The following is a 20,104-nucleotide window of genomic DNA, read 5'->3' as shown; positions in this document are numbered from 1 at the left end:
CCGGCGGCGATGACTGCGATCAGAATCCACATGGTGGGCTCCTTGCCAAGATATTCGCACGGTCGTGCGAAAATGGTGAAAAGAAACGCCGGCACGAGCCGGCGCGTAAAAAGCGGGGCGTTATTCCAGGTAAGTAAAACTGCGGTAGGTTGAAATCAGCCGGTCATAGGCGGCGCGCACGCGGGTGGGCGCCTTCGGATCGCGCAGGAAACGCGCGTCGTGCATCAGGCCGATCATCAAACTGTAGATTTCAAAGACCAGTTGTTCGGGGTCGGTGTCCGGCCGCAAATGGCCCGCGTCCAACGCCTGCGTCACCGTGCGCACCATGGCCGCGCGCCAGCGCCGCAAATTGCTTTCCAGCACCGTGCGCAGTGGCGACTCCACGTCGTCGTATTCGAAGGCGCCGGCCACGTAGATGCAGCCGGTCAGCATTTCGACATTGCTGGCGCGTTCCACCCACAGCGAGACCAGCGCGTTCATGCGGGGCAGGCCCCGGGGATAGGCCATGGCAGGTGTGAAGACGGCGGCTACGAAGCGGCGGTCGTATTCGTCCAGTACCGCCTGCTGCAGGGCCTCCAACGACCCCACGCGCGAGAACACCCCGCTTTTGCTGATGCCCAGATGCCGGGCGACCTGGCCAAGCGACAGGCTTTCGATGCCTTGCGCGGCGGCCATGTCCACGGCCGCGTCCACAATGGCCGCGAAGGTCAGCTCGCTTTTTTCGGTTTTGGCAGTCATGCGAGCAAATTTAGCACGACTGTGCGAAAAATTCGGTTTTATTTGTTGAGGGCCGAATCGGTGGCGGCCGCGTCGCGGTGTCCAATAAAAAGGACCGCCACAGGGCGGTCCGGTTCGATCACGCAGCGGGCGGTGTGATCAGACGGCGTTCTTGAATTGCAGGCGGTACTTGTGCAGCAGCGGCTCGGTGTAGCCGTTGGGCTGCGCCAGACCTTCGAATACCAGCGCGCACGCCGCCTGGAACGCCAGCGACGTATCGAAGTGGCCGGCCATGGGCTGATAAACCGCATCGCCGGCATTCTGGCCATCAACCACCTTCGCCATGCGCTTGAACGTCTCCATGACCTGGTCCTGGTTGGTCACGCCGTGCCGCAGCCAATTGGCGATGTGCTGGCTGGAAATGCGCAGCGTGGCGCGGTCTTCCATCAGGCCCACGTTGTGGATGTCCGGCACCTTGGAGCAGCCCACGCCCTGGTCGACCCAGCGCACCACATAGCCCAGGATGCCCTGGACGTTGTTGTCCAGTTCCTGTTGGATGTCGGCGGCGGACCACTTGGTGGGGTCGCCGACCGGCACGGTCAGCAGCCCGCCCAGCAGATCGTCGCGCACGTCGTCCAGCTTGGTGCGTTCAAGTTCTTTCTGGACGGCCTGCACGTCGATCTGGTGGTAGTGCAGCGCGTGCAGCGTGGCGGCGGTGGGCGACGGCACCCAGGCGGTGTTGGCGCCGGCCTTGGGGTGCGCGATCTTTTGTTCCAGCATGGCGGCCATCAGGTCGGGCATGGCCCACATGCCCTTGCCGATCTGGGCGCGGCCGCGCAGGCCCGTATCCAGGCCGACCAGCACGTTGTTGCGCTCGTAGGCGGTAATCCAGGCGGTGGATTTCATGTCGCCCTTGCGCAGCATCGGGCCGGCTTCCATGCTGGAGTGCATTTCGTCGCCGGTGCGGTCCAAGAAGCCCGTGTTGATGAAGGCCACGCGCGATGCGGCGGCGCCGATGCACGCCTTCAGGTTGATGCTGGTGCGGCGTTCTTCGTCCATGATGCCCATCTTCAAGGTGTTGCGCGGCACCTTGATGAGGTCTTCGACGCGGTCGAAGAGTTCGCTGGCGAACGCGGCTTCAACGGGGCCGTGCATCTTGGGCTTCACGATGTAGACGGAACCGGTGCGCGAATTCAGCTTGTGCTTGCGGTCTTGCAGCGCGGCCAGGCTGGTGACGACGGCGTCCAGGATGCCTTCGGGGATTTCAAGGCCGTCGCGGTCCAGGATGGCCGGGTTGGTCATCAGATGGCCCACGTTGCGCACGAACATCAGCGAACGGCCATGCAGGGTCAGCGACGACCCGTCGGCGCGCTTGTATTCGCGGTCGGCGTTGAGCTTGCGGGTGAAGGTCTTGCCGCCTTTGGTGACGGCTTCGGTCAGGTCGCCCTTCATCAGTCCCAGCCAATTGCGGTAGATGTGGACTTTGTCGTCCGCATCGACGGCGGCGACCGAGTCTTCGCAGTCCATGATGGTGGTCAGCGCCGCTTCGACCAGCACGTCCTTGACGCCAGCGGCGTCGGTGGCGCCGATGGCGTTGGTGCGATCGATCTGGATTTCGAAGTGCAGCCCGTTGTTCTTCAGGAGGATGGCGACAGGGGCGGACGCGTCGCCCTGGTAGCCGGCGAACTGCGAGCCGAACTTCAGGCCGGTGGCGCCGTTGGCCAGCGCCACGCGCAACTGGCCGCCTTCGACCGTGTAGCCGCGGGCGTCGGCATGCGACCCCTGGGCCAGCGGGGCGGCGGTGTCCAGGAAGGCGCGGGCGCGCGCGATGACGGCGGCGCCGCGTTCGGGGTTGTAACCCTTGCCGGTATCGCCCGGCGTGGGCGGAATGGCGTCGGTGCCGTAGAGCGCGTCATACAGGCTGCCCCAACGCGCATTGGCGGCGTTCAGCGCATAGCGCGGATTCGACATCGGCACGACCAATTGCGGGCCGGCCTGTTGCGAGATCTCGGTGTCGACGTTGTCGGTCGTGGCTTGCACGCTGGCGGGCTGCGGCAGCAGATAGCCAATGCCTTCGAGAAACTTGCGGTAGGCGGCGGGGTCGGTGATGGGCCCGGGATTGGCGCGATGCCAGGCGTCGAGTTCGGCTTGCAGGCGGTCGCGTTCAGCCAGCAGCGCGCGGTTCTTGGGAGCCAGGTCGTGCACCAGGGCCGCAAAGCCCTGCCAGAAGCCGTCGGCATCCAGGCCGGTGCCGGGCAGGGCCTCCTGTTCGATGAACTGATTGAGATTGGCCGCCACTTGCAGGCCGTGGTGCTGGATGCGTTGAGTCATGCGGATCTCTAGCGATAAGAAGGGCTGGCCGACGCGGGGCGCCGGGCGAATCTGTCCTGACATCATCGTTCGCACCTGCCGTAATGTCTATATCAAAACCAGCTGGTCATACCAGTTTATTTTTTCCTCTCCAGACAAACCTATTATTTTTATGGTTTTATATCAGCAACTTACAGTGATGCGATCGCGCGGCTCAAATCGTCAATAAGCCTTGGTCATACCACTGGTCCCGGAGATTGCATGTACGCGGAAATAGAAGAGAAACCCCGCCAGGTGGCGGACGAGGTGGCCGAACGGATCGAACGCCTGATCCTGGACGGCGTGCTCAAGGCGGGCCAGGCCTTGCCGTCCGAACGGCGCTTGACCGAAAAGCTGGGCGTGTCGCGCACGGCGCTGCGCGAAGGGCTCAAACTGTTGCGGGCGCGGGAGATCATCCATACCGCGCAGGGCAAGGGGTCGTTCGTCGCGCAAATTTCGAAAGTGGACGCCGGGCCGCTGATGCACTTGTTCAACTCGCAGCCGCGCACGCTCTACGACCTGCTGGAAGTGCGTTCTTTGCTGGAGGCCGAATCGGCCCGGCTGGCGGCCATCCGCGGCACGGAGGCCGACTTCATCATGATCCGCCGCCGCTATGACGAGATGGTCGGCGCGCAAGGCACCGCCACCGATACCGCTACGCATGCTCATCTGGATCACGCGTTTCACCTGGCCATCTGCGAGGCCTCGCACAATCCCGTGCTGGTGCATACGCTGCAATCGCTGACCGACCTGCTGTTGGGGTCCGTATTCGCGTGCGTGAACAATCTTTACCACCGCGAACCCGAAAAGCGCCAGATTGACCGGCAGCACACCCGCTTGTTCAATGCCGTGACGGGCCGGCAGCCCGAACTGGCGCGCAAGGCCGCCGCCGACCATGTGGACAGCGTGCGTCAAAGCCTGGCCGAGATCGAACAGGAAGAACAGCGCCTGGTTCGCGCGACGCTGCGTCTGGAAGGCTGGACGTAGCGTCGCGCGGCGGCGAATGCGCCGGCGCTTAGCGGTCGGCGGTGGCGCAGCCGGCCAATGCCAGCGGCTTGCCCGCGTAGATGCGGCCGAAGCGGTTGTTCAGCAGCGTGTCCAGGTCGATCGTCTCCTGGCCCACGAAACCCTGTTGCGGCAGCGCCCCTTGCGCCACCAGATCCAGCGCGGCGCAGATGCCCGCCGCCGTGGACAGCTGGATGGCGCTCAGGCGGTGCCCGTCCACATCCGTGCCGAACACGCGGATCGGATACGACTCTTCTTCCAGGCGGCCATGGCGATAGCCGGATGCCGAGGCCTGGATCACGATCACGTCTTGTTCGGTGGTGGGAATCGCCGATTCGAAAATGTCTTTCAGCAGATCTCGGCGGTCACGCAGGCGCAGATCATTGAGCAGCAGCTTCATGATGTTGCAGTGGCCGGGATAGCGCACCGACTTGTAGTCCACGTTTCTTGCGCGCCCCAGCAGCGTGGCGGGCAGCGTGCCCAGTCCGCCCGAGGTGTTGAAGGCCTCGTACTCAACGCCGTCCAGCGCGAACGTCTCATAGCCCTCCAGCGCGGGCACGCTGGTCATTTGCCCGTCCACGATGGCCTCGCACGGATTGCAGTATTCGTTGATCAGCCCTTCGGTACTCCACGTGAGGTTGTAACGCAGGCTGTTGGAGGGATAGCGGGGCAGGGCGCCGACGCGCATGCGCAAATCCAGCAAGGTATCGAAGCGACGCGCCAGCGCGTTGCCGACGATGCCGATAAAGCCGGGAGCCAGGCCGCATTGCGGCATCAGCACGCTGCGCGCGTTTTCAGCCAGCGCCTGGATGGCGTGGGTGCTGGCGACGTCTTCAGTCAGGTCGAAGTAATGCACGCCTGCCCGCGCGCACAAGCCGGCCACGGCGGTGGCCCGATGGAACGGCAGCGCGTTGACGACTGCATAGGCGCCTTCGATGCAGCGCGCCACCGAGGCATCGTCGCTGATCTGGCGCGTCTCGCAACCCAGTTCGGCCAGCAGGGCCAGGCGGGCGGGATCCTGATCGGCAACCATTACGGAATAGTCACCGCTGCGCTCGAGCATCAACGCAATGGCGAAACCGATTTTTCCGGCGCCCAGCAGAACGATGGGATGGTTGGGGGTGGACATGGTGCAACTCCTGCGTAGAGGGGGATGGGTTGGCCTCATCCTATGCGGGAGTGCTGTCGATTTGTAGATCCGAAATTGTCGTAACGGCTTAATTTAACGTCGTTATGACTTAAAACTACGTCGAAATGGCAAAAACAAAGCCCCTCGGCTTGTGGCCGAAGGGCTTTCGATGTGCGATCACAGGGCCTTTTCAGGCCGGGCGATCAGCTGCCCATGGGCGGGTAGTCCATGTTGCCGAAGGTGACCAGGCCTTCTGCCTTGGCTTGGGCCAGTTGCGATTGCACTTGGGCGCGGGTCAGCGACGTGGCGGTTTCAGCGGCGGCGGTGGGCGGGTAGTCCAGATTGCCGAAGGTGACTTCGCCGGCAGTCTTGGCCTGGGCCAGTTCAGCTTGCACTTGTTGCGAGGTCAGGCTGGACGTCTGGGCGATGGCGGCGGGGTAGCCTTCTTCACCGAACGTGTATTGGCCCGAAACCTTGGCTTGTTGCAGTTCGGCTTGAACCTGGGCGCGCGTCGGGCCTTGGTCGGCTTCAGCGGCTTGAGCGCCGGCAGCCAGGACGGACATGGACAGCATCAATGCGGTAGCAAGGGTTTTCATAGCAGACCTCCGGTGTCTTGTGAGCTTGGGATCCGAACCTCTGGCCTCATTGCTGGGGGTTCGCTTGCTGTGTCCCGATGAGATGCATTCTGGGCTTAAACAATCCTGGGATAAACCCTTATTACCTGAAAACATCTTTCCAAAATCCGTACTAATCGATTTTGATTCTTCCAAATGACACCATAGGTGGCGATATTTCCATTTGATGACGCAATAGATGGTGGTCCGGAGGGCAGCCGGCAGGCATAAAAAACGCAGCCCCGGGACGGACCCGGGGCTGCGCTGGGGGGGAATAGGGTTGCTGGTTCTGGCTTAGCGGTTCAATTCGACCAGAGCGGCGTTGTATTCGGACTGGGCTTCTTCCAGCTTGCGCTGGGCCTTGTCGATTTTGTCCTGCTTGCCCTTGGCGCGCGCTTCTTTCAGCTCTTGCTCGCGTTCGGACACCTTGGACTGCTTTTCGCGCACGTCGGCTTCGCGCTGCGATTGCAGGCGGCTGTCGGTGCAATGGGCTTTGGCTTCAGCCAGCGCCTTGCGCAGGCCGGCTTCGCGACGGGTGTTGTTCTGCGCCTGGGCGGCCGCGATGTCGTTTTCAATCTCGCAGAATTTGGCGGCGCAGCCGCGTTGCGCCGAGCAGTCGGTGGCCGCTTGCGCCGGCAATACGGCGAACAGGGCGCATGCGGCGGCGGCAGCGGTCAGGGATTTGATCAAAGCAGACATGCGTTGTCTCCGTAAGCGTGGCGGGGACACCATGATCGCGCGATCGTGCGTTGTCGGCAATGCGCCGGGTCAATCGCTGCCGCCGCCGGTGTGCGGGGTCAGCGGATAAGCGTGCCGGCCAGCGCAGCGGCCACCAGCAGGGCGCCCAGCCACAAGTTGGCGCGAAACAGCATGAAATTGCGGTCAGGACGCTGGATGTCGAATACCTTCAACTGCCACGCCAGATGCACCGCAACGGCGGCGATACCGGCCTGATACGCCCATGACAGGCCCATGGCATGCCCACCCCAGGCCCACAGCACGACGGTGGCCGCGTAGAAGCCGCCGATCCACAGCTTGCCCTGGTCGCCAAAGCGCATGGCGGTGGAGTGCAGCCCCAGGCTGCGGTCGTCGCGCACGTCGACATAGGCGTAGATGCTGTCGTAACCCACTTGCCAGAGCACCGCGCCCAGCCACATGGCGATGGCGGCCAGGGGCACGACGTTCTGCGTGTCGGACCAGGCCATCAGCATGCCCCAGTTGAAGCAGATGCCCAACACCACTTGCGGCCAGTACGTGACGCGCTTGCACAGCGGGTAGATGAAGACGAAGGGCAGCACGGCCAAGGCCAGCCAGCGACTCATTTCGTTCAGGAAAAACAGCAGGGAGCCGCACACCAGCAACTGGCCAACCAAGAACCACACGGCGTTCTTCATCGACAACTGCCCACTGGTCAGCGGGCGGAAGCGCGTGCGTTCGACGTGTTTGTCGAAATTGCGGTCGCACATGTCGTTGACGGTGCAGCCAATGCCGCGCATCAGCAGCGCGCCCAGCGAGAAGACGATCAGCCGTTGCAGGTCGGGAAGGCCGCCGGCGGATTGGACCAGCGCGGCGATGGCCGGCAGCAGGGTCAGCCAGGTGCCGATGGGGCGGTCCAGGCGGCACAGGCGCGCGTAGGGCCGCCACGATTTAGGCAGCCAGCGTTCGACCCAGTCGGTGAAGACGATGTCGCTGAGGTCGACGGGAGGTTGTTGCGGGGCGCTCACTGTCACGGTCGGAAAATGGTCGGGAAAGCCGACAGCATAAAACAACGGCCGGACATTCAGTCCGGCCGCCGGATATTCCGTCGTGCCAGGCGCCCCTACGAGGCACCTCCCTCATAGGCCGCCATTGCAGCCCAAGCGGGGCCGCACGGATCCGGCTCTGCCGGTCCGTCGAGGCGCCCCCTGGGGGGAGGCGCCGCAGGCGCTTCGGGGGGCTTACTCTTCTTTTAGCAGTTTTCCCAGGATGGCGATGCCGGTGCGGATCTTGTCTTCCGGCACGGTGGCGAAGCTCAGGCGCAGCGTGTTCGGCTTGCCCGCGCCGCTGTAGAACGGCGCGCCGGGCACGAAGGCCACGTTTTGCGCGATGGCCTTTTCCAGCAGCTTGGTGCTGTCCATGTGCTCGGGCAACGTCAGCCAGATGAACATGCCGCCTTCCGGCTGGGTCCAGGTGACGGTGGACGGGAATTCGCGCTTGATGGCGTCCAGCATGCAGCTGCCCTGGGCGCGGTAGATTTCGCGCACGTTGGGCAGATGCTCGTCCAGGAAACCGTCCTTGACGATTTCATACACGGCCATCTGCGTCAGCGTGGGCGTGTGCAGGTCGGTGGCTTGCTTGGCCTGCACCAGCTTGTTGATCAGCGGACGGGCGCCGGCGATATAGCCCAGGCGCAGGCCCGGGGCCAGCACCTTCGAGAACGTGCCCAGGCGCACGACGTTGGCGCCGTATTCGGCGGCCAACGCGACCAGGCCCGGCTGCGGCTCGCCTGCGTAGCGCAGTTCGCCGTAGGGGTCGTCTTCAATGATGGTCAGGTTCAGTTCGGCGGCGCGCTTGACCAGCGCGATGCGGCGTTCCAGGTTCAGCGTGCGGCCCGTGGGGTTCTGGAAGTTGGGCAGCGCGTACAGGAAGCGCGCGCCGTCGGCCAGTTCAGGGGTGATGGCTTCCGGGATCAGGCCGCCTTCGTCGGTGGGCACCGGCACGAACTTGGGCTGGTACAGGCTGAACGATTGCAGCGCGCCCAGATAGCTGGGGTCTTCGACCAGGACCTTGCTGTCCTTGTCGATCAACACCTTGCCCAGCAGGTCCAGCGCTTGCTGCGAACCCGAGACGATCAGGATCTGGTCGGCGGCGACATTGGCGCCGGCGCGGTTCAGGTCCTCGGCAACCCATTGGCGCAGCGGCGCGTAGCCTTCGGTGGGGCCATATTGCAGGGCCGCGCGGCCGTTGGTGGCCAATACCTTGTCGAATGCAGCACGTACCACTTCTACCGGAAAGCCACCGGGCGCCGGCAGGCCGCCAGCGAACGAAATGACTTCGGGGCGCTCGGTGACCTTGAGGATTTCGCGGATGGCGGAGCTGGTAAGTTGCTGAGCGCGTTCCGAGAAGGAAAACGCAGGTTCGAAAGGCTTGTCCATGGATTGCTTCTTGAAGAAGAAGGGTAAAGGGAGAGGCTTGTGAAGGGGACTGCGACAAAAAACTATTGTCCCATACGGTAGCAGCCCGGCCCCTTTAACGCGCGGAACCCCTAAAATCACCTGCATCGATAATCGCCTGTACAGTTACATTTGACGCCATGTTCGAAGCCGCCCCGATCGTTGCCGACTCCAAAGCCGCCCTGTACGCCGAATTGGCGGGCCAGGCCCGCGCCCTGCTGGAAGGCGAACCCGACCGCATCGCCAACGCCGCCAACCTGAGCGCGTTGGCCTACCAGGCCTTGCCCGACCTGAATTGGGCGGGCTTCTATTTCTTCGATGGCACCGAGCTTGTGCTGGGACCTTTCCAGGGCAAGCCGGCTTGCGTGCGGATTCCGCTGAACCGCGGCGTATGTGGCGCGGCGGCCAGCCAACGCCAGACGCAGCTGGTGCCGGATGTCCATGCGTTTCCCGGCCATATCGCCTGCGACGCCGCATCCCGCTCCGAGATCGTCGTGCCGCTGGTGCATCAGGGCCAGCTGATCGGCGTGTGGGACGTGGATAGCCCCGTGCCGGACCGTTTCGACGAAGACGACCGCCAGGGCATGGAAGCGTTGTGCGCCGTGTTCCTGGCCAGTCTGGGCTGAACGGCGCGGCACGCATTCGAACGTTGCGTTTGCCGCCGTTGACACGCTGGCAGGCGCCCGGTAGATTTCTGCATCCGTCGCTTATCGCGCGTTCCAAATATTCATGATTCATCAGGCCTTCCAATCTGCTTCCTGTCTCCGCGCCCTGGGCGTGGTGCTGGCTGCCGTCGGCCTGAAATCCAAAAAACAGCCGCTCATCTGACCGGAGCATGCTGTTCCGTCAGATGGGCGACGGAACAGCGGCCTCCTGGCGGCGCTTTGGCGCCTCTGCGCACCCCCTGATATCCCGAGCACTTCTGTACGGCCAACCTCACGGTCTGCTTACATCGAAGGAGTGTTCTCATGCCATCTCAATCTTCTCTTTTCCAGGGCGTCTGGGTGCCGCTGGTGACGCCGTTTTCCGGCGGCGCCGTGGACGGGGGCGCCTTGCGCCGGCTGGTCCGCCATTACGCCGCGGCGGGCGTGGACGGGCTGGTTGTGTGCGGCAGCACCGGGGAAGCCGCGTCGCTGGACGACGCCGAGCAATTGGCCGTGCTGGACGCCGTGCTGGCCGAGGCCGGCCGCCTGCCTGTCGTCATGGGCCTGGCCGGCAACCATCAGGGCCACGTGCTGCAGCGCCTGTCCGCGTTCGGCACCCGGCCGCTGGCGGGCATCCTGGCGCCCGCGCCGTATTACGTGCGAGCCGGGCAGGAAGGCGCCGCGGCGTACTTCCGTTGTCTGGCCGATGCGTCGCGCTTTCCCCTGGTGCTCTACGACATTCCCTACCGGACGGGCACGACGCTGGACACGGAGACCCTGATGTCGTTGGCGGCGCACCCGAACATCGCCGCCATCAAGGACTGCGGCGGCTCGCTTGCGAAGACGCTGGCACTGATCGCCGATGGCCAGATGAACGTGCTGGCGGGTGAAGACCTGCAATCGCTGTCGACCCTTTGCCTGGGTGGCACGGGCATGATCGCGGCGGCGGCGCATATCCGGCCTGATCTGTTCGTGGCCATGTACCAGGCCGTGCGCGCGCAACAGCTGGACCTGGCTCGCCGGCTGTTCCAGGCCCTTGTGCCCGTGATCCAGCTGGCGTTCGAGGAGCCCAACCCGGGACCGTTGAAGGCGCAACTGGGGCGCCAGGGGCTGCTGAGCGAAGAATTGCGCCTGCCGATGCCGGCGGCGAGTGCGGCGCTGGCGGTGCGCATGGATGCGGCCGTTGCAGGCTTGAACCGCCAGTATCCCTGCCAGTAGCCGGAAGTTAGACCGTTCCCGACGCCCCGTCCGCCAGCTTTGTGGTGCCCGGATTCATTTTGTAATAAATGCCTTACCGGGAAGCTGACGGATTGCTTATGATGCGGCCATTCTCAGGGTGAAACCAAACGTTTATGGCCCAAGCTTTTGAAGCCTTGTCCGGCTGGCAGGTAATGCTGGCGGGGCTGCTGTTTTTCAGCGGCATCTATCTGGTCTTCGGCGCGGCGACCTGGCTGCTGACCCAGCACGTGTTGCCAGCGTTGGGCATGGGGCGGCCGCTGGACCCGCGGCCATTGGCGCCGGGCCAATTGCGGCGCGAATTGGCCCAGTCGGGGCTGTCCATCCTGCTGTTCGGCACGGGCATGATCTTTCCGTGGGGGCTGCTGCAACTGGGCTGGGCGCATCTGGACCCGGACCCGAGCTGGCAGAAGGTCGTGGTCGAAATCCTGGTGCTGGTGGCCTGGAACGACGTGCATTTCTGGGTCAACCATCGGCTGCTGCACACCAAGCCGCTGCGACGCTTCCATCTGCCGCACCACCGCTCGGTGGTGACGACGCCGTTCTCCACCTATAGTTTCCACCCCATCGAAGCCCTGATGCTGGGCAACGTGATCCTGCTGCCCATGCTGCTGCATGACTTCAGCTTCTGGGCGTTGGCGTCCGTGCCGCTGTTCAGCCTGTTCTTCAATTGCATCGGGCACGCCAATTACGACTTCTTCCCCAAGGTGTCCTACGCCCACTGGTTCGCCGCCAGCCGCCGGCATCACCTGCACCATGCCTGCTACAACGGTAATTACGGTTTCCAGTTCACGTTCATGGACCGCCTGTTCCGTACCCGGCTGAAGGCCGAGGCGGCCGCGGTTCAGCTTGATGCGTTCCAGCGTAGAGAATCACTTGGCGGACGGGCGTAGTCCAAGACGCCGGCTGCCGTCGCTGCGCAACTGGCGCGACTGGCAAAGCCTGGCCTATCTGGCCGCGCTGCCCGCGTTGGCCGCCTGGCAATGGGTGCATGGATTCTGGTGGCCGCTATATGTGCTGATGCTGTTCCTGACGCTGGGCATCGGCGTCATTCACCACAACCACACGCATATCAGGATGTGGCGTGGGCGCTGGACCAACCGCGCCACCGATTTCTGGATCACGCTGCTGCAGGGGCATCCCACCTTCGTGTTCTACCCGGCGCATGTGGCCAACCACCATCGCTTCAAGCATGGCGCGCGCGATGTGGCGCGCACCTACCGATTCGGCGGCGACACGAACCACCTGTGGGGCTATCTGATTCACCCATTGCAGGCCGGCTGGGTGCTGTATCCGCTGTTCTTCGCGTGGCTGGCGCGCCTGCGCCGCCATTGGCCGGGCGCATGGCGCTACTGCATGGCGCAGTACGGGGTGTGGCTGGGTTTATGGGGCGGCCTGTTGGCGGTGAATCCGGTCAAGGCGCTGGTATTCGTGATCGTGCCGCAGCTGCATGGTCTGCACTGGCTTCTGGCCACGAACTATCTTCAGCACGCGCATGCCGACGGCGGGCCGCGCGTCGTCGCCGGGCTGAATTACGCGCGCAATTTCGAAGGGCTGGTCAACCCGCTGCTGTTCAATATCGGCCTGCATACCGCGCATCACGAGCATCCGCGCGCGCACTGGTCCGACCTGACCCGGCTGCATCGCGAGCACTATCGCCAGCACGTCGATCCGGCGCTGAACGAAGGGGGGCTTGCGCCCTACATGTTCCGCGTCTTCGTGCTGGGCACCTTCTTGCCGCGGTTCCGCAGCCGTTCCTGCATGGCGCCCGAGCACATCCGCTAACGCCGCATTCACATTCCCACTAGAGACCCGCCACATGCCTATCGCGTTCAATCGTGTCTACCTGGAGAGCGCCGGCTACTTCATGCCGGGCGAGCCCGTGTCCAACGACGCCATGGACGGCTACATCGCGCCGCTGAACCGGATGTCCAGCCGCATCAAGAGCCGCATCCTGGCCGAGAACGGCATCAAGCATCGCTACTACGCCATCGATCCCGAAGGCGCGACCGTGTTCACCAACGCGCAACTAGCCGCCAACGCCATCCGCGATTGCCTGCGGCGCAACGACAGCGACCTGTCCGCCGTGTCTCTCTTGACCAGCGGTTCGTCGGGCGGCGACGCGCTGATGCCGGGCTTTGCGAACATGATCCAGGGCGAACTGGCCGCGCAACCGATGGAGACGCTGTCGGTGCATGGCATCTGCGCCGCTGGCGTATCGGCGATCCAGGCGGCCGCGCAGGGCGTGGAGATGGGCGGGCATGCCAGCGCCCTGGCCGTGGCCAGCGAACTGCCGTCGCGGCTGTTCAAGCGTTCGCGCTTCGCGGCGCGCGGCTACGACGCCGACTTCGATGCGCACTTCCTGCGCTGGATGTTGTCGGACGGCGCCGGCGCGCTGCTGCTGGGCAATACCGGCCGTGCGCTGCCGGGCGCGTCCAGCGGCGTGCGGCTGAAGTTGAAGTGGGTGCACCAGCGTTCATTCTCGGGCGATTATCCGGTGTGCATGCAGCTGGGTCTGTCTGCCGACCGGCAGAAGGGCCACCTGGACTATCCCTCGTGGAACGAGGCTGAGGCCGATGGCGCGCTGTCGTTGCGCCAGGACATCCGCCTGCTGCCGCACCTGTTCGATATCGGCATCCACGAATACGCCAAGCTGGTGCGCGACGGCTGGCTGGACCCGGACCAGGTGGACCATTTCTTGTGCCACTACTCGTCCGAAAAATTCATTCCGGTGGTCGAAGACCTGATGGAGAAAGCGGGCCTGGTGATTCCGCGCGAACGCTGGTTCAGCAACCTGGCGTGGCGCGGCAACACCGGCGCGGCGTCCATCCTGATCATGCTGGCGGAGTTCCTGGAGACGCGCGAGGTGAAGCCGGGCGAGCAGATCTTCTGCTACATCCCCGAATCGGGGCGCTTCATGGCCGCGTACATGCTGCTGGAGGCCGAAGCCGTGCACGCGCCGCTGGCGGTGGCGGGCAAGCCGGCAGGCGCGGGGCCGGCGGCGACGCGCGAAGACGCGCAAAGCGTGGATGCCGATGCGATCGCGCCGCCGCATGACCCCGACATGGCGCCGCAAGGGCTGGGCCAGTTGCTGACCGAGCTGGCGGCCATCTGGCACGACTACCGATCGCGCGTCTGGCGCACACCGGTCGTGCGGCGTTTGCGCAATCGCCAGTTCCAGACGGCCGACTACCTGAACTGGATGGAGAACTGGATCCCGCAGGTGCGCGAAGGCAGCAAGTGGATGCGCGAAGGCGCAGCGTCGCTGTCCGGGCAGTACGCGCCGCTGGCCGCGCTGATCGACATGCACGCGGGCGAAGAGCAGAACGACTTCCAGATACTCTTCCAGGACTACCGCAACGCGGGCGGCACGGTGGACAGCATCGACGCGCTGCGCCGCAACCCCGGTGGCGAGGCGCTGAACGCTTATCTGCACAGCCTGGCCGCCACGCGCGACCCTATTGGCCTGCTGGGCGCGATCTACATCATCGAAGGCACTGGCCAGCGTATCGTGCCCGCGCTGCTGCCGCTGCTGAAAGCCAGCCTGGCGCTACCGCCTGATGCCTTCCGCTTCCTGGAATACCACGGCCACAACGACGAGCACCATTTGGCGCGTTGGCTATCGGCCGTGGAGCTGGCGTTGGACTGCGACGAGGACGGCCGCGCCGAACAGCGCATCGTGGACACCGCGCGCCGCACGGCCGCGCTCTATCTGATGCAGTTCCATCATGTGATGGAGGGCGACACGGCATGAGCAAGGAACCCGAATTCCTGAGCAAAGCGCACGACCCGGCCGACCCCAGCCCCTGGCTGGCCTTGTACCTGGACCGCAGCACGCCCTTGCCCGACAAGGTAAAGAAAGCCTGGCTAACGGATTCCAGCTGCGCGTCGCGCCAGTATCTGTTGCCGTTCCTGCGGCCGCTGGCGCGCGCCTTCATCATCCTGATCCAGGTGATCAAGACGTTCCTGCCGCGCCGCTGGTCGCATTCCAGGCTGCTGCACCGCATCCTGGCATGGGGGCTCAAGCGCTTCGTGTCGCCCGAGGCCAACTGGCTGATCCTGCGCCACTTCCACCTGGGCGCGCAGGCGCTGGCCTTCATCGCCGCGAACTCGCCGGTGCCGATCACGACCCACCCGCTTGAACCGCTTGAGATCGACGACCTGAAGGACGAGCTCTTCGTCAAGCACGACCTGAACCTGTTCAACTTCGTCATCCGGTTGAACCAGGCGCTGCGCGAGGCGGGTGTGGAAATGCATGCGCCCCAGACGGTCGATTTCTCGATGATCAAGGATCCGCCGCTGAAGCTGGAAGACATGCCGCAGGGCAAGCTGAACTTCCTGGACCTGCAAAGCGCCATCGAACTGTTCACGCCGCTTTACCAGCTGATGCTGACGGACAACGATTTCTGGCGCGCGGCCAATTCCCTGCAACTGGACGAGACCATCGGCATCTACGCGGCCAAGTTGCTGGGCGCGCCGCAGCACCTGATCCTGGTCAACAACAGTCATCCGCTGGTGCCCATGTCGACGCTGCGCGCGGGCTATCGCCTGGTGCTGCATGGCTTGTCGACCGAGATGCTGCACAGTCTGCTGATGGAGATGAAGGCCGCTCAGCAGGGGGCGGAACCGCCGGCGCCGATCGCGTAGGCACGCGGGGCGGTGATGGGCTGCCGGCCCCGACTTGCGCCGGGGCGACTTGGTATAGACCCTGCGTTACACGGAAAAACGCCTGCGTTATATTGCGTCCCTTGTTCGGCGGGATGCGCCGGACCGCGTTCGCATCGCGTGATTCTCCGTTGCGTAAGTCTTTATTCCGGAAGTCCCTCTTATGCCCCAGCCCATCGAAGTCATCGCCACCGTCTTGTTCGCCGTGGCGGTCCTTCATACCTTTTCGGTTCCCGTTTTCGCGCGGCTGGCGCATCGCGGCGGGCCGCATGCGGGCATCTGGCACCTGTTTTCGGAAGTGGAAGCCGTCTTCGGCGTGTGGGCCTTTGCGCTGATCGTGGCGATGGCCGCGCTGTCGGGGCCGGCCTCGGCCATTGACTACATGGACACGCGCAACTTCACGGAGCCGCTGTTCGTCTTCGTGATCATGGTGGTGGCGGCCAGCCGGCCGATCCTGGAATTGGTTGGGCTGCTGGTGCGCGTCGTGGCGCGCGTGCTGCCGTTGCCGCGCGAATTGGCCACGTTTTTCGTCGTGATGGCGCTGGTGCCGCTGGGCGGCTCGTTCATCACCGAGCCTGCCGCCATGACGCTGGCCGCCATCCTGCTGCGCGACGCGTACTTCCGCACGAGCGGGCGCGCCGGTTTCAAGTACCTGACGCTGGGCGTGCTGTTCGTGAACGTGTCGATCGGGGGGGTGTTGACGTCGTACGCCGCGCCGCCCGTGCTGATGGTGGCGTCCACGTTCGGCTGGGATTCCACTTTCATGGCGCAGCACTTCGGCTGGCGCGCCGCAGTGGCGGTCTGCCTGAACGCCGGCCTCCTGACCTTCATCTGCCGCAAGGCGCTGATGGAGCGGTCGGTGGGCACGGGCGGCGGCGTGGACGCGCCGGAAGGGGCGGATTCGCGTCCCCCGGTGCCCGCCCTGGTTATCCTGGTGCACCTGGTGTTTCTGGTGGCCGTGGTGCTGGCCGCGCACCATCCGGCGATCTTCCTGGGCCTGCTGATGATGTTCATCGGCTTTTCCGAAGCCTACAAGCGTCACCAGAACCGTCTGCTGATCAAGGAAGGCCTGATGGTCGGTTTCTTCCTGGCAGGCCTGGTGGTGCTGGGCGGGTTGCAGAAATGGTGGCTGCAGGATCTGCTGGGCGGATTGCAGCCGTTCGTGCTGTTCTGGGGTGCCACCGCGCTGACCGCCATTACCGACAACGCCGCGCTGACCTACCTGGGGTCGCTGGTGGAGGGCACCAACGAGGCCTGGCGCTACATGCTGGTGGCCGGCGCCGTGACAGGGGGCGGGTTGACCGTGATCGCGAATGCGCCCAATCCGGCCGGTTTCGCCATTCTGAAAAACCACTTTCCCGACGGCAGCATCTCGTCCGGCCGGCTGTTCCTGTCGGCCCTGGGGCCGACCCTGGTGGCGGCCGTCATGTTCCTGCTGCCCGTCTAGGGAAGGGGGGCGCCGGACTCGGGCCGGCCCCTCGGGAAGGCCGTTCCCGCCCGCCCGGCGGGCTGGACACCGACGGTTCATGAAAAACCGCTAAAATTCAAGACTTTCCCGTACATTTTCCGGCCTTGCCCACCCGCCGCCCCGGATCCGTTCGTCCGGCGGCCGACGGCTTTTGATTTGCCGGGCCCGCGCCTGGGAGCCCTTGATGCCCATCTACGCTTATAAGTGCAGCGCCTGCGGCCATGCCAAAGACGTTCTGCAGAAGATCTCCGACGCGCCGCTTTCGGTTTGCCCCGAATGTGGCCAAAGCACGTTTTCCAAGCAGGTGACCGCGGCTGGATTCCAGCTCAAGGGCTCCGGCTGGTACGTCACCGATTTCCGCGGTAACGGTTCTGGCGGCGCCGCGCCGGCCAGCACGCCCGCGTCGTCGGAAAGCGGCGCGTCCGCTGCGGCGCCCGCTGCGCCTGCTGCCCCGGCGGCCGCTCCCGCGCCTGCCGCGCCGGCTGGCGGAACGCCCGCCGCCTAGCGCGCACGCCATGCGGATGCGCCTCATCAAAAAGTACTTCATCACCGGCCTGTTGATCTGGGTTCCCCTGGTCATCACGGTGTGGGTGCTGGGTTTGCTGGTCGCCACCCTGGAAGGGTTCGTGCCTGGCTTTCTGTCGTCCGAATCGCTGTTCGGCATCGATATCCCCGGCTTCCGCTTCGTCCTGGTCATCGTGGTGGTGCTGATGACGGGCGTGTTTGCGGCAAACCTGATCGGCCGTACCATGGTGGACCAGTGGGAGAACCTGCTGGGCCGCATTCCGCTGGTGCGCTCGATCTACAACTCGGTCAAGCAGGTCAGCGATACCGTGCTTGCCCCGAACGGCCAGGCGTTTCGCCGCGCGGTGCTGGTGCAGTATCCGCGGGCGGGCTCCTGGACGATTGCATTTGTCACCGGCACGCCCAGCGGTGAAGTCGCCAGCCTGTTGCCCGGCGATCACATCAGCGTGTATGTGCCGACAACGCCGAACCCCACGTCCGGCTTTTTCCTGATGGTGCCTCGCGCCGACGCGATTGACCTTCAGATGAGCGTGGACGCGGCATTGAAGTACATCGTTTCCATGGGCGTTGTCGCCCCGGCCCTGGCGTCCGCGCCGGAGGACCGGCCGGCCCCGCTCTCTCCGGCGCATGGCGTGCAAGACGCACCCCGCGCCGATTCGTAACCCTTACGCTCAAACTAAGCACACAACGGAGTCATCCCGCATGCGTACCTGCTACACCGGCCAGGTTTGCCGTGACCATCTCGGCCAGACCGTCACCCTGTACGGCTGGGTGAACCGCCGCCGCGACCACGGCGGGGTCATCTTCATCGACTTGCGCGACCGCGCGGGCCTGGCCCAGATCGTGTTCGATCCGGACAACGCCGCCTTCGCCACTGCCGAGCGCCTGCGCAATGAATTCTGCGTGCGCGTCACCGGCCTGGTGCGCGAGCGTCCGGCCGGCACCGCCAATAGCGAGCTGGCTTCGGGCGAAATCGAAGTGCTGTGCAAGGAAGTCGAAATCCTGAACGCGTCGGTCACCCCGCCGTTCCAGCTGGATGACGACAACCTGTCGGAAACGACTCGCCTGACGCACCGCGTGCTGGACCTGCGCCGTCCGCAGATGCAGCGCAACCTGATGCTGCGCTACCGCGTGTCGATCGAGACGCGCAAGTTCCTGGACCAGCTGGGCTTCATCGACATCGAAACCCCGATGCTGGCCAAGAGCACGCCCGAAGGCGCGCGCGACTACCTGGTGCCTTCGCGCGTGAACGCCGGCCACTTCTTCGCGCTGCCGCAATCGCCGCAGCTGTTCAAGCAGATGCTGATGGTGTCGGGCTTCGACCGCTACTACCAGATCACCAAGTGCTTCCGCGACGAAGACTTGCGCGCTGACCGCCAGCCCGAATTCACCCAGATCGACTGCGAAACCTCGTTCCTGAACGAATTCGAGATCCGTGAAATCTTCGAAAACCTGATCCGCCACGTGTTCAAGGTGGTGCAGGGCGTTGACCTGGCCCAGCCGTTCCCGATCATGCCGTGGACGGAAGCGATGCGCCGCTACGGTTCGGACAAGCCGGACCTGCGCGTGAAGCTCGAATTCACCGACATCACCGACGTGATGCGCGATGTGGACTTCAAGGTGTTTGCCGCCGCCGCCACGGCGCCCGGCAGCCGCGTGGTCGCCCTGCGCGTGCCCGGCGGTGCTGAAATGTCGCGTAGCGAAATCGACGGCTACACGCAGTTCGTCGGCATCTACGGCGCCAAGGGCCTGGCCTACATCAAGGTCAACGAAGTGGCCAAGGGCCGTGATGGCCTGCAGTCGCCCATCGTCAAGAACCTGCACGACGCCGCGCTGGCCGAACTGGTCAAGCGCACCGGCGCGCAAGATGGCGACATCATTTTCTTTGGCGCGGATCGCGAGAAGGTCGTCAACGACGCCATCGGCGCGCTGCGCGTGAAGATCGGCCACAGCGAATTCGGCAAGAAGACCGGCCTGTTCGAAGCCGGTTGGCAGCCGCTGTGGGTGGTTGACTTCCCGATGTTCGAATACGACGAGGAAGACGGCCGCTACACCGCCGCCCACCACCCGTTCACCAGCCCGAAGGACGGCCACGAAGACTTCCTGGAAACCGATCCCAGCAAGGCGTTCGCCAAGGCTTACGACATGGTGCTGAACGGCTGGGAAATCGGTGGCGGCTCGGTCCGTATCCATCGCGAAGAAGTGCAAAGCAAGGTGTTCCGCGCGCTGAAGATCGGCGCCGAGGAAGCCCGGGAAAAGTTCGGCTATCTGCTGGACGCGCTGCAGTACGGCGCGCCTCCGCATGGCGGCATCGCCTTCGGACTGGACCGCATCGTCACGATGATGACCGGCGCCGAATCGATCCGCGACGTGATCGCCTTCCCGAAGACGCAACGCGCTCAGGATCTGCTGACGCAAGCGCCGTCCGAAGTCGACGAAAAGCAATTGCGCGAGCTGCACATCCGCTTGCGTAACGTCGAAAACAAGTAAGCCCCCCCCGAGGCGCCGGGGGCGCCTCCCCCCCAGGGGGGCGCCTCGCGGGACCGGCGGAGCCGGATCCTCGGCGGCCCGGCTTGCGGCGCGGCACTTGCTTGCGGCGT

18 protein-coding genes are annotated in these 20,104 nt (G+C 64.5%); 11 read left to right on the top strand and 7 right to left on the bottom strand.

What is annotated here, in order from left to right:
* Positions 1–120 precede the first annotated feature (120 nt).
* Both ACE039_RS07515 and ACE039_RS07510 read right to left on the bottom strand, forming a co-directional pair.
* Entirely contained in the window at positions 121–738 is a 618-nt protein-coding gene (locus ACE039_RS07515) for a TetR/AcrR family transcriptional regulator (RefSeq protein ID WP_105555762.1), read from the bottom strand.
* A 138-nt stretch (positions 739–876) separates the two neighbouring features.
* Entirely contained in the window at positions 877–3,048 is a 2,172-nt protein-coding gene (locus ACE039_RS07510) for a malate synthase G (RefSeq protein WP_485822020.1), read from the bottom strand.
* Between the two features lie 240 nt (positions 3,049–3,288).
* Between ACE039_RS07510 and glcC the strand changes: the two genes are divergently transcribed.
* Positions 3,289–4,053 (top strand): transcriptional regulator GlcC, encoded by a 765-nt coding sequence (glcC, locus tag ACE039_RS07505; RefSeq protein ID WP_105555764.1) that lies wholly within the window; start codon positions 3,289–3,291, stop codon positions 4,051–4,053.
* A 28-nt stretch (positions 4,054–4,081) separates the two neighbouring features.
* On the opposite strand, the gene ACE039_RS07500 is transcribed toward glcC, so the two are convergent.
* From ACE039_RS07500 to ACE039_RS07480, 5 genes are all read right to left on the bottom strand, one after another.
* Positions 4,082–5,200 carry a saccharopine dehydrogenase family protein gene (locus ACE039_RS07500; protein WP_485822019.1) on the bottom strand — a complete coding sequence of 373 codons (1,119 nt, stop codon included), beginning with the start codon at positions 5,198–5,200 and terminating at the stop codon, positions 4,082–4,084.
* 203 nt (positions 5,201–5,403) lie between these two features.
* Positions 5,404–5,796, bottom strand: a complete 393-nt coding sequence (locus ACE039_RS07495) for a DUF4148 domain-containing protein (RefSeq protein WP_105555766.1) — start codon at positions 5,794–5,796, stop codon at positions 5,404–5,406.
* A gap of 312 nt (positions 5,797–6,108) precedes the next feature.
* Positions 6,109–6,513 (bottom strand): DUF1090 domain-containing protein, encoded by a 405-nt coding sequence (locus ACE039_RS07490; RefSeq protein ID WP_448709195.1) that lies wholly within the window; start codon positions 6,511–6,513, stop codon positions 6,109–6,111.
* A 98-nt stretch (positions 6,514–6,611) separates the two neighbouring features.
* Positions 6,612–7,538, bottom strand: a complete 927-nt coding sequence (ubiA, locus tag ACE039_RS07485; RefSeq protein ID WP_485822018.1) for a 4-hydroxybenzoate octaprenyltransferase — start codon at positions 7,536–7,538, stop codon at positions 6,612–6,614.
* A 213-nt stretch (positions 7,539–7,751) separates the two neighbouring features.
* The gene (locus ACE039_RS07480) at positions 7,752–8,948 is read right to left on the bottom strand and encodes an aminotransferase-like domain-containing protein (RefSeq protein ID WP_448709197.1); all 1,197 of its coding nucleotides are present in this window, start codon (positions 8,946–8,948) and stop codon (positions 7,752–7,754) included.
* Positions 8,949–9,106: 158 nt separating this feature from the next.
* Here ACE039_RS07480 and ACE039_RS07475 point away from each other — a divergent pair, with 158 nt between their 5' ends.
* The 10 genes from ACE039_RS07475 to aspS all read left to right on the top strand — a co-directional run bounded on the left by ACE039_RS07475 (position 9,107) and on the right by aspS (position 19,994).
* On the top strand, positions 9,107–9,592 hold the full coding sequence (locus ACE039_RS07475) for a GAF domain-containing protein (protein WP_485822017.1): 486 nt from the start codon (positions 9,107–9,109) through the stop codon (positions 9,590–9,592).
* A gap of 342 nt (positions 9,593–9,934) precedes the next feature.
* Entirely contained in the window at positions 9,935–10,828 is an 894-nt protein-coding gene (gene dapA, locus ACE039_RS07470; protein ID WP_485822016.1) for a 4-hydroxy-tetrahydrodipicolinate synthase, read from the top strand.
* Positions 10,829–10,962: 134 nt separating this feature from the next.
* Positions 10,963–11,739 carry a sterol desaturase family protein gene (locus tag ACE039_RS07465; RefSeq protein ID WP_485822015.1) on the top strand — a complete coding sequence of 259 codons (777 nt, stop codon included), beginning with the start codon at positions 10,963–10,965 and terminating at the stop codon, positions 11,737–11,739.
* A complete protein-coding gene (locus ACE039_RS07460) occupies positions 11,699–12,631 on the top strand; it encodes a fatty acid desaturase (RefSeq protein ID WP_310035056.1) in 933 nt (310 codons plus the stop codon). The genes ACE039_RS07465 and ACE039_RS07460 overlap by 41 nt, the downstream gene beginning before the upstream one ends.
* Positions 12,632–12,665: 34 nt before the next feature.
* Positions 12,666–14,600: an iron-containing redox enzyme family protein gene (locus tag ACE039_RS07455; protein WP_448709200.1), complete on the top strand. Its 1,935-nt coding sequence runs from the start codon at positions 12,666–12,668 to the stop codon at positions 14,598–14,600.
* Positions 14,597–15,493, top strand: coding sequence for a DUF6999 family protein (locus ACE039_RS07450; protein WP_448709201.1), 897 nt, complete (start codon positions 14,597–14,599; stop codon positions 15,491–15,493). Before ACE039_RS07455 ends, ACE039_RS07450 begins: the two co-directional genes overlap by 4 nt.
* A gap of 181 nt (positions 15,494–15,674) precedes the next feature.
* Complete coding sequence (locus ACE039_RS07445) at positions 15,675–16,958, top strand: putative Na+/H+ antiporter (RefSeq protein ID WP_448709202.1); 1,284 nt, start codon at positions 15,675–15,677, stop codon at positions 16,956–16,958.
* A gap of 205 nt (positions 16,959–17,163) precedes the next feature.
* Positions 17,164–17,484 carry an FmdB family zinc ribbon protein gene (locus ACE039_RS07440; RefSeq protein WP_485811088.1) on the top strand — a complete coding sequence of 107 codons (321 nt, stop codon included), beginning with the start codon at positions 17,164–17,166 and terminating at the stop codon, positions 17,482–17,484.
* Between the two features lie 16 nt (positions 17,485–17,500).
* Entirely contained in the window at positions 17,501–18,166 is a 666-nt protein-coding gene (locus ACE039_RS07435) for a DUF502 domain-containing protein (protein WP_485811089.1), read from the top strand.
* A gap of 40 nt (positions 18,167–18,206) precedes the next feature.
* Positions 18,207–19,994 (top strand): aspartate--tRNA ligase, encoded by a 1,788-nt coding sequence (gene aspS, locus ACE039_RS07430; RefSeq protein ID WP_105555778.1) that lies wholly within the window; start codon positions 18,207–18,209, stop codon positions 19,992–19,994.
* The last annotated feature ends 110 nt before the right edge of the window (positions 19,995–20,104 follow it).

It is taken from the genome of Achromobacter maghribensis (assembly GCF_057334215.1).
This window is presented reverse-complemented; position numbering and strand designations above follow the sequence as displayed.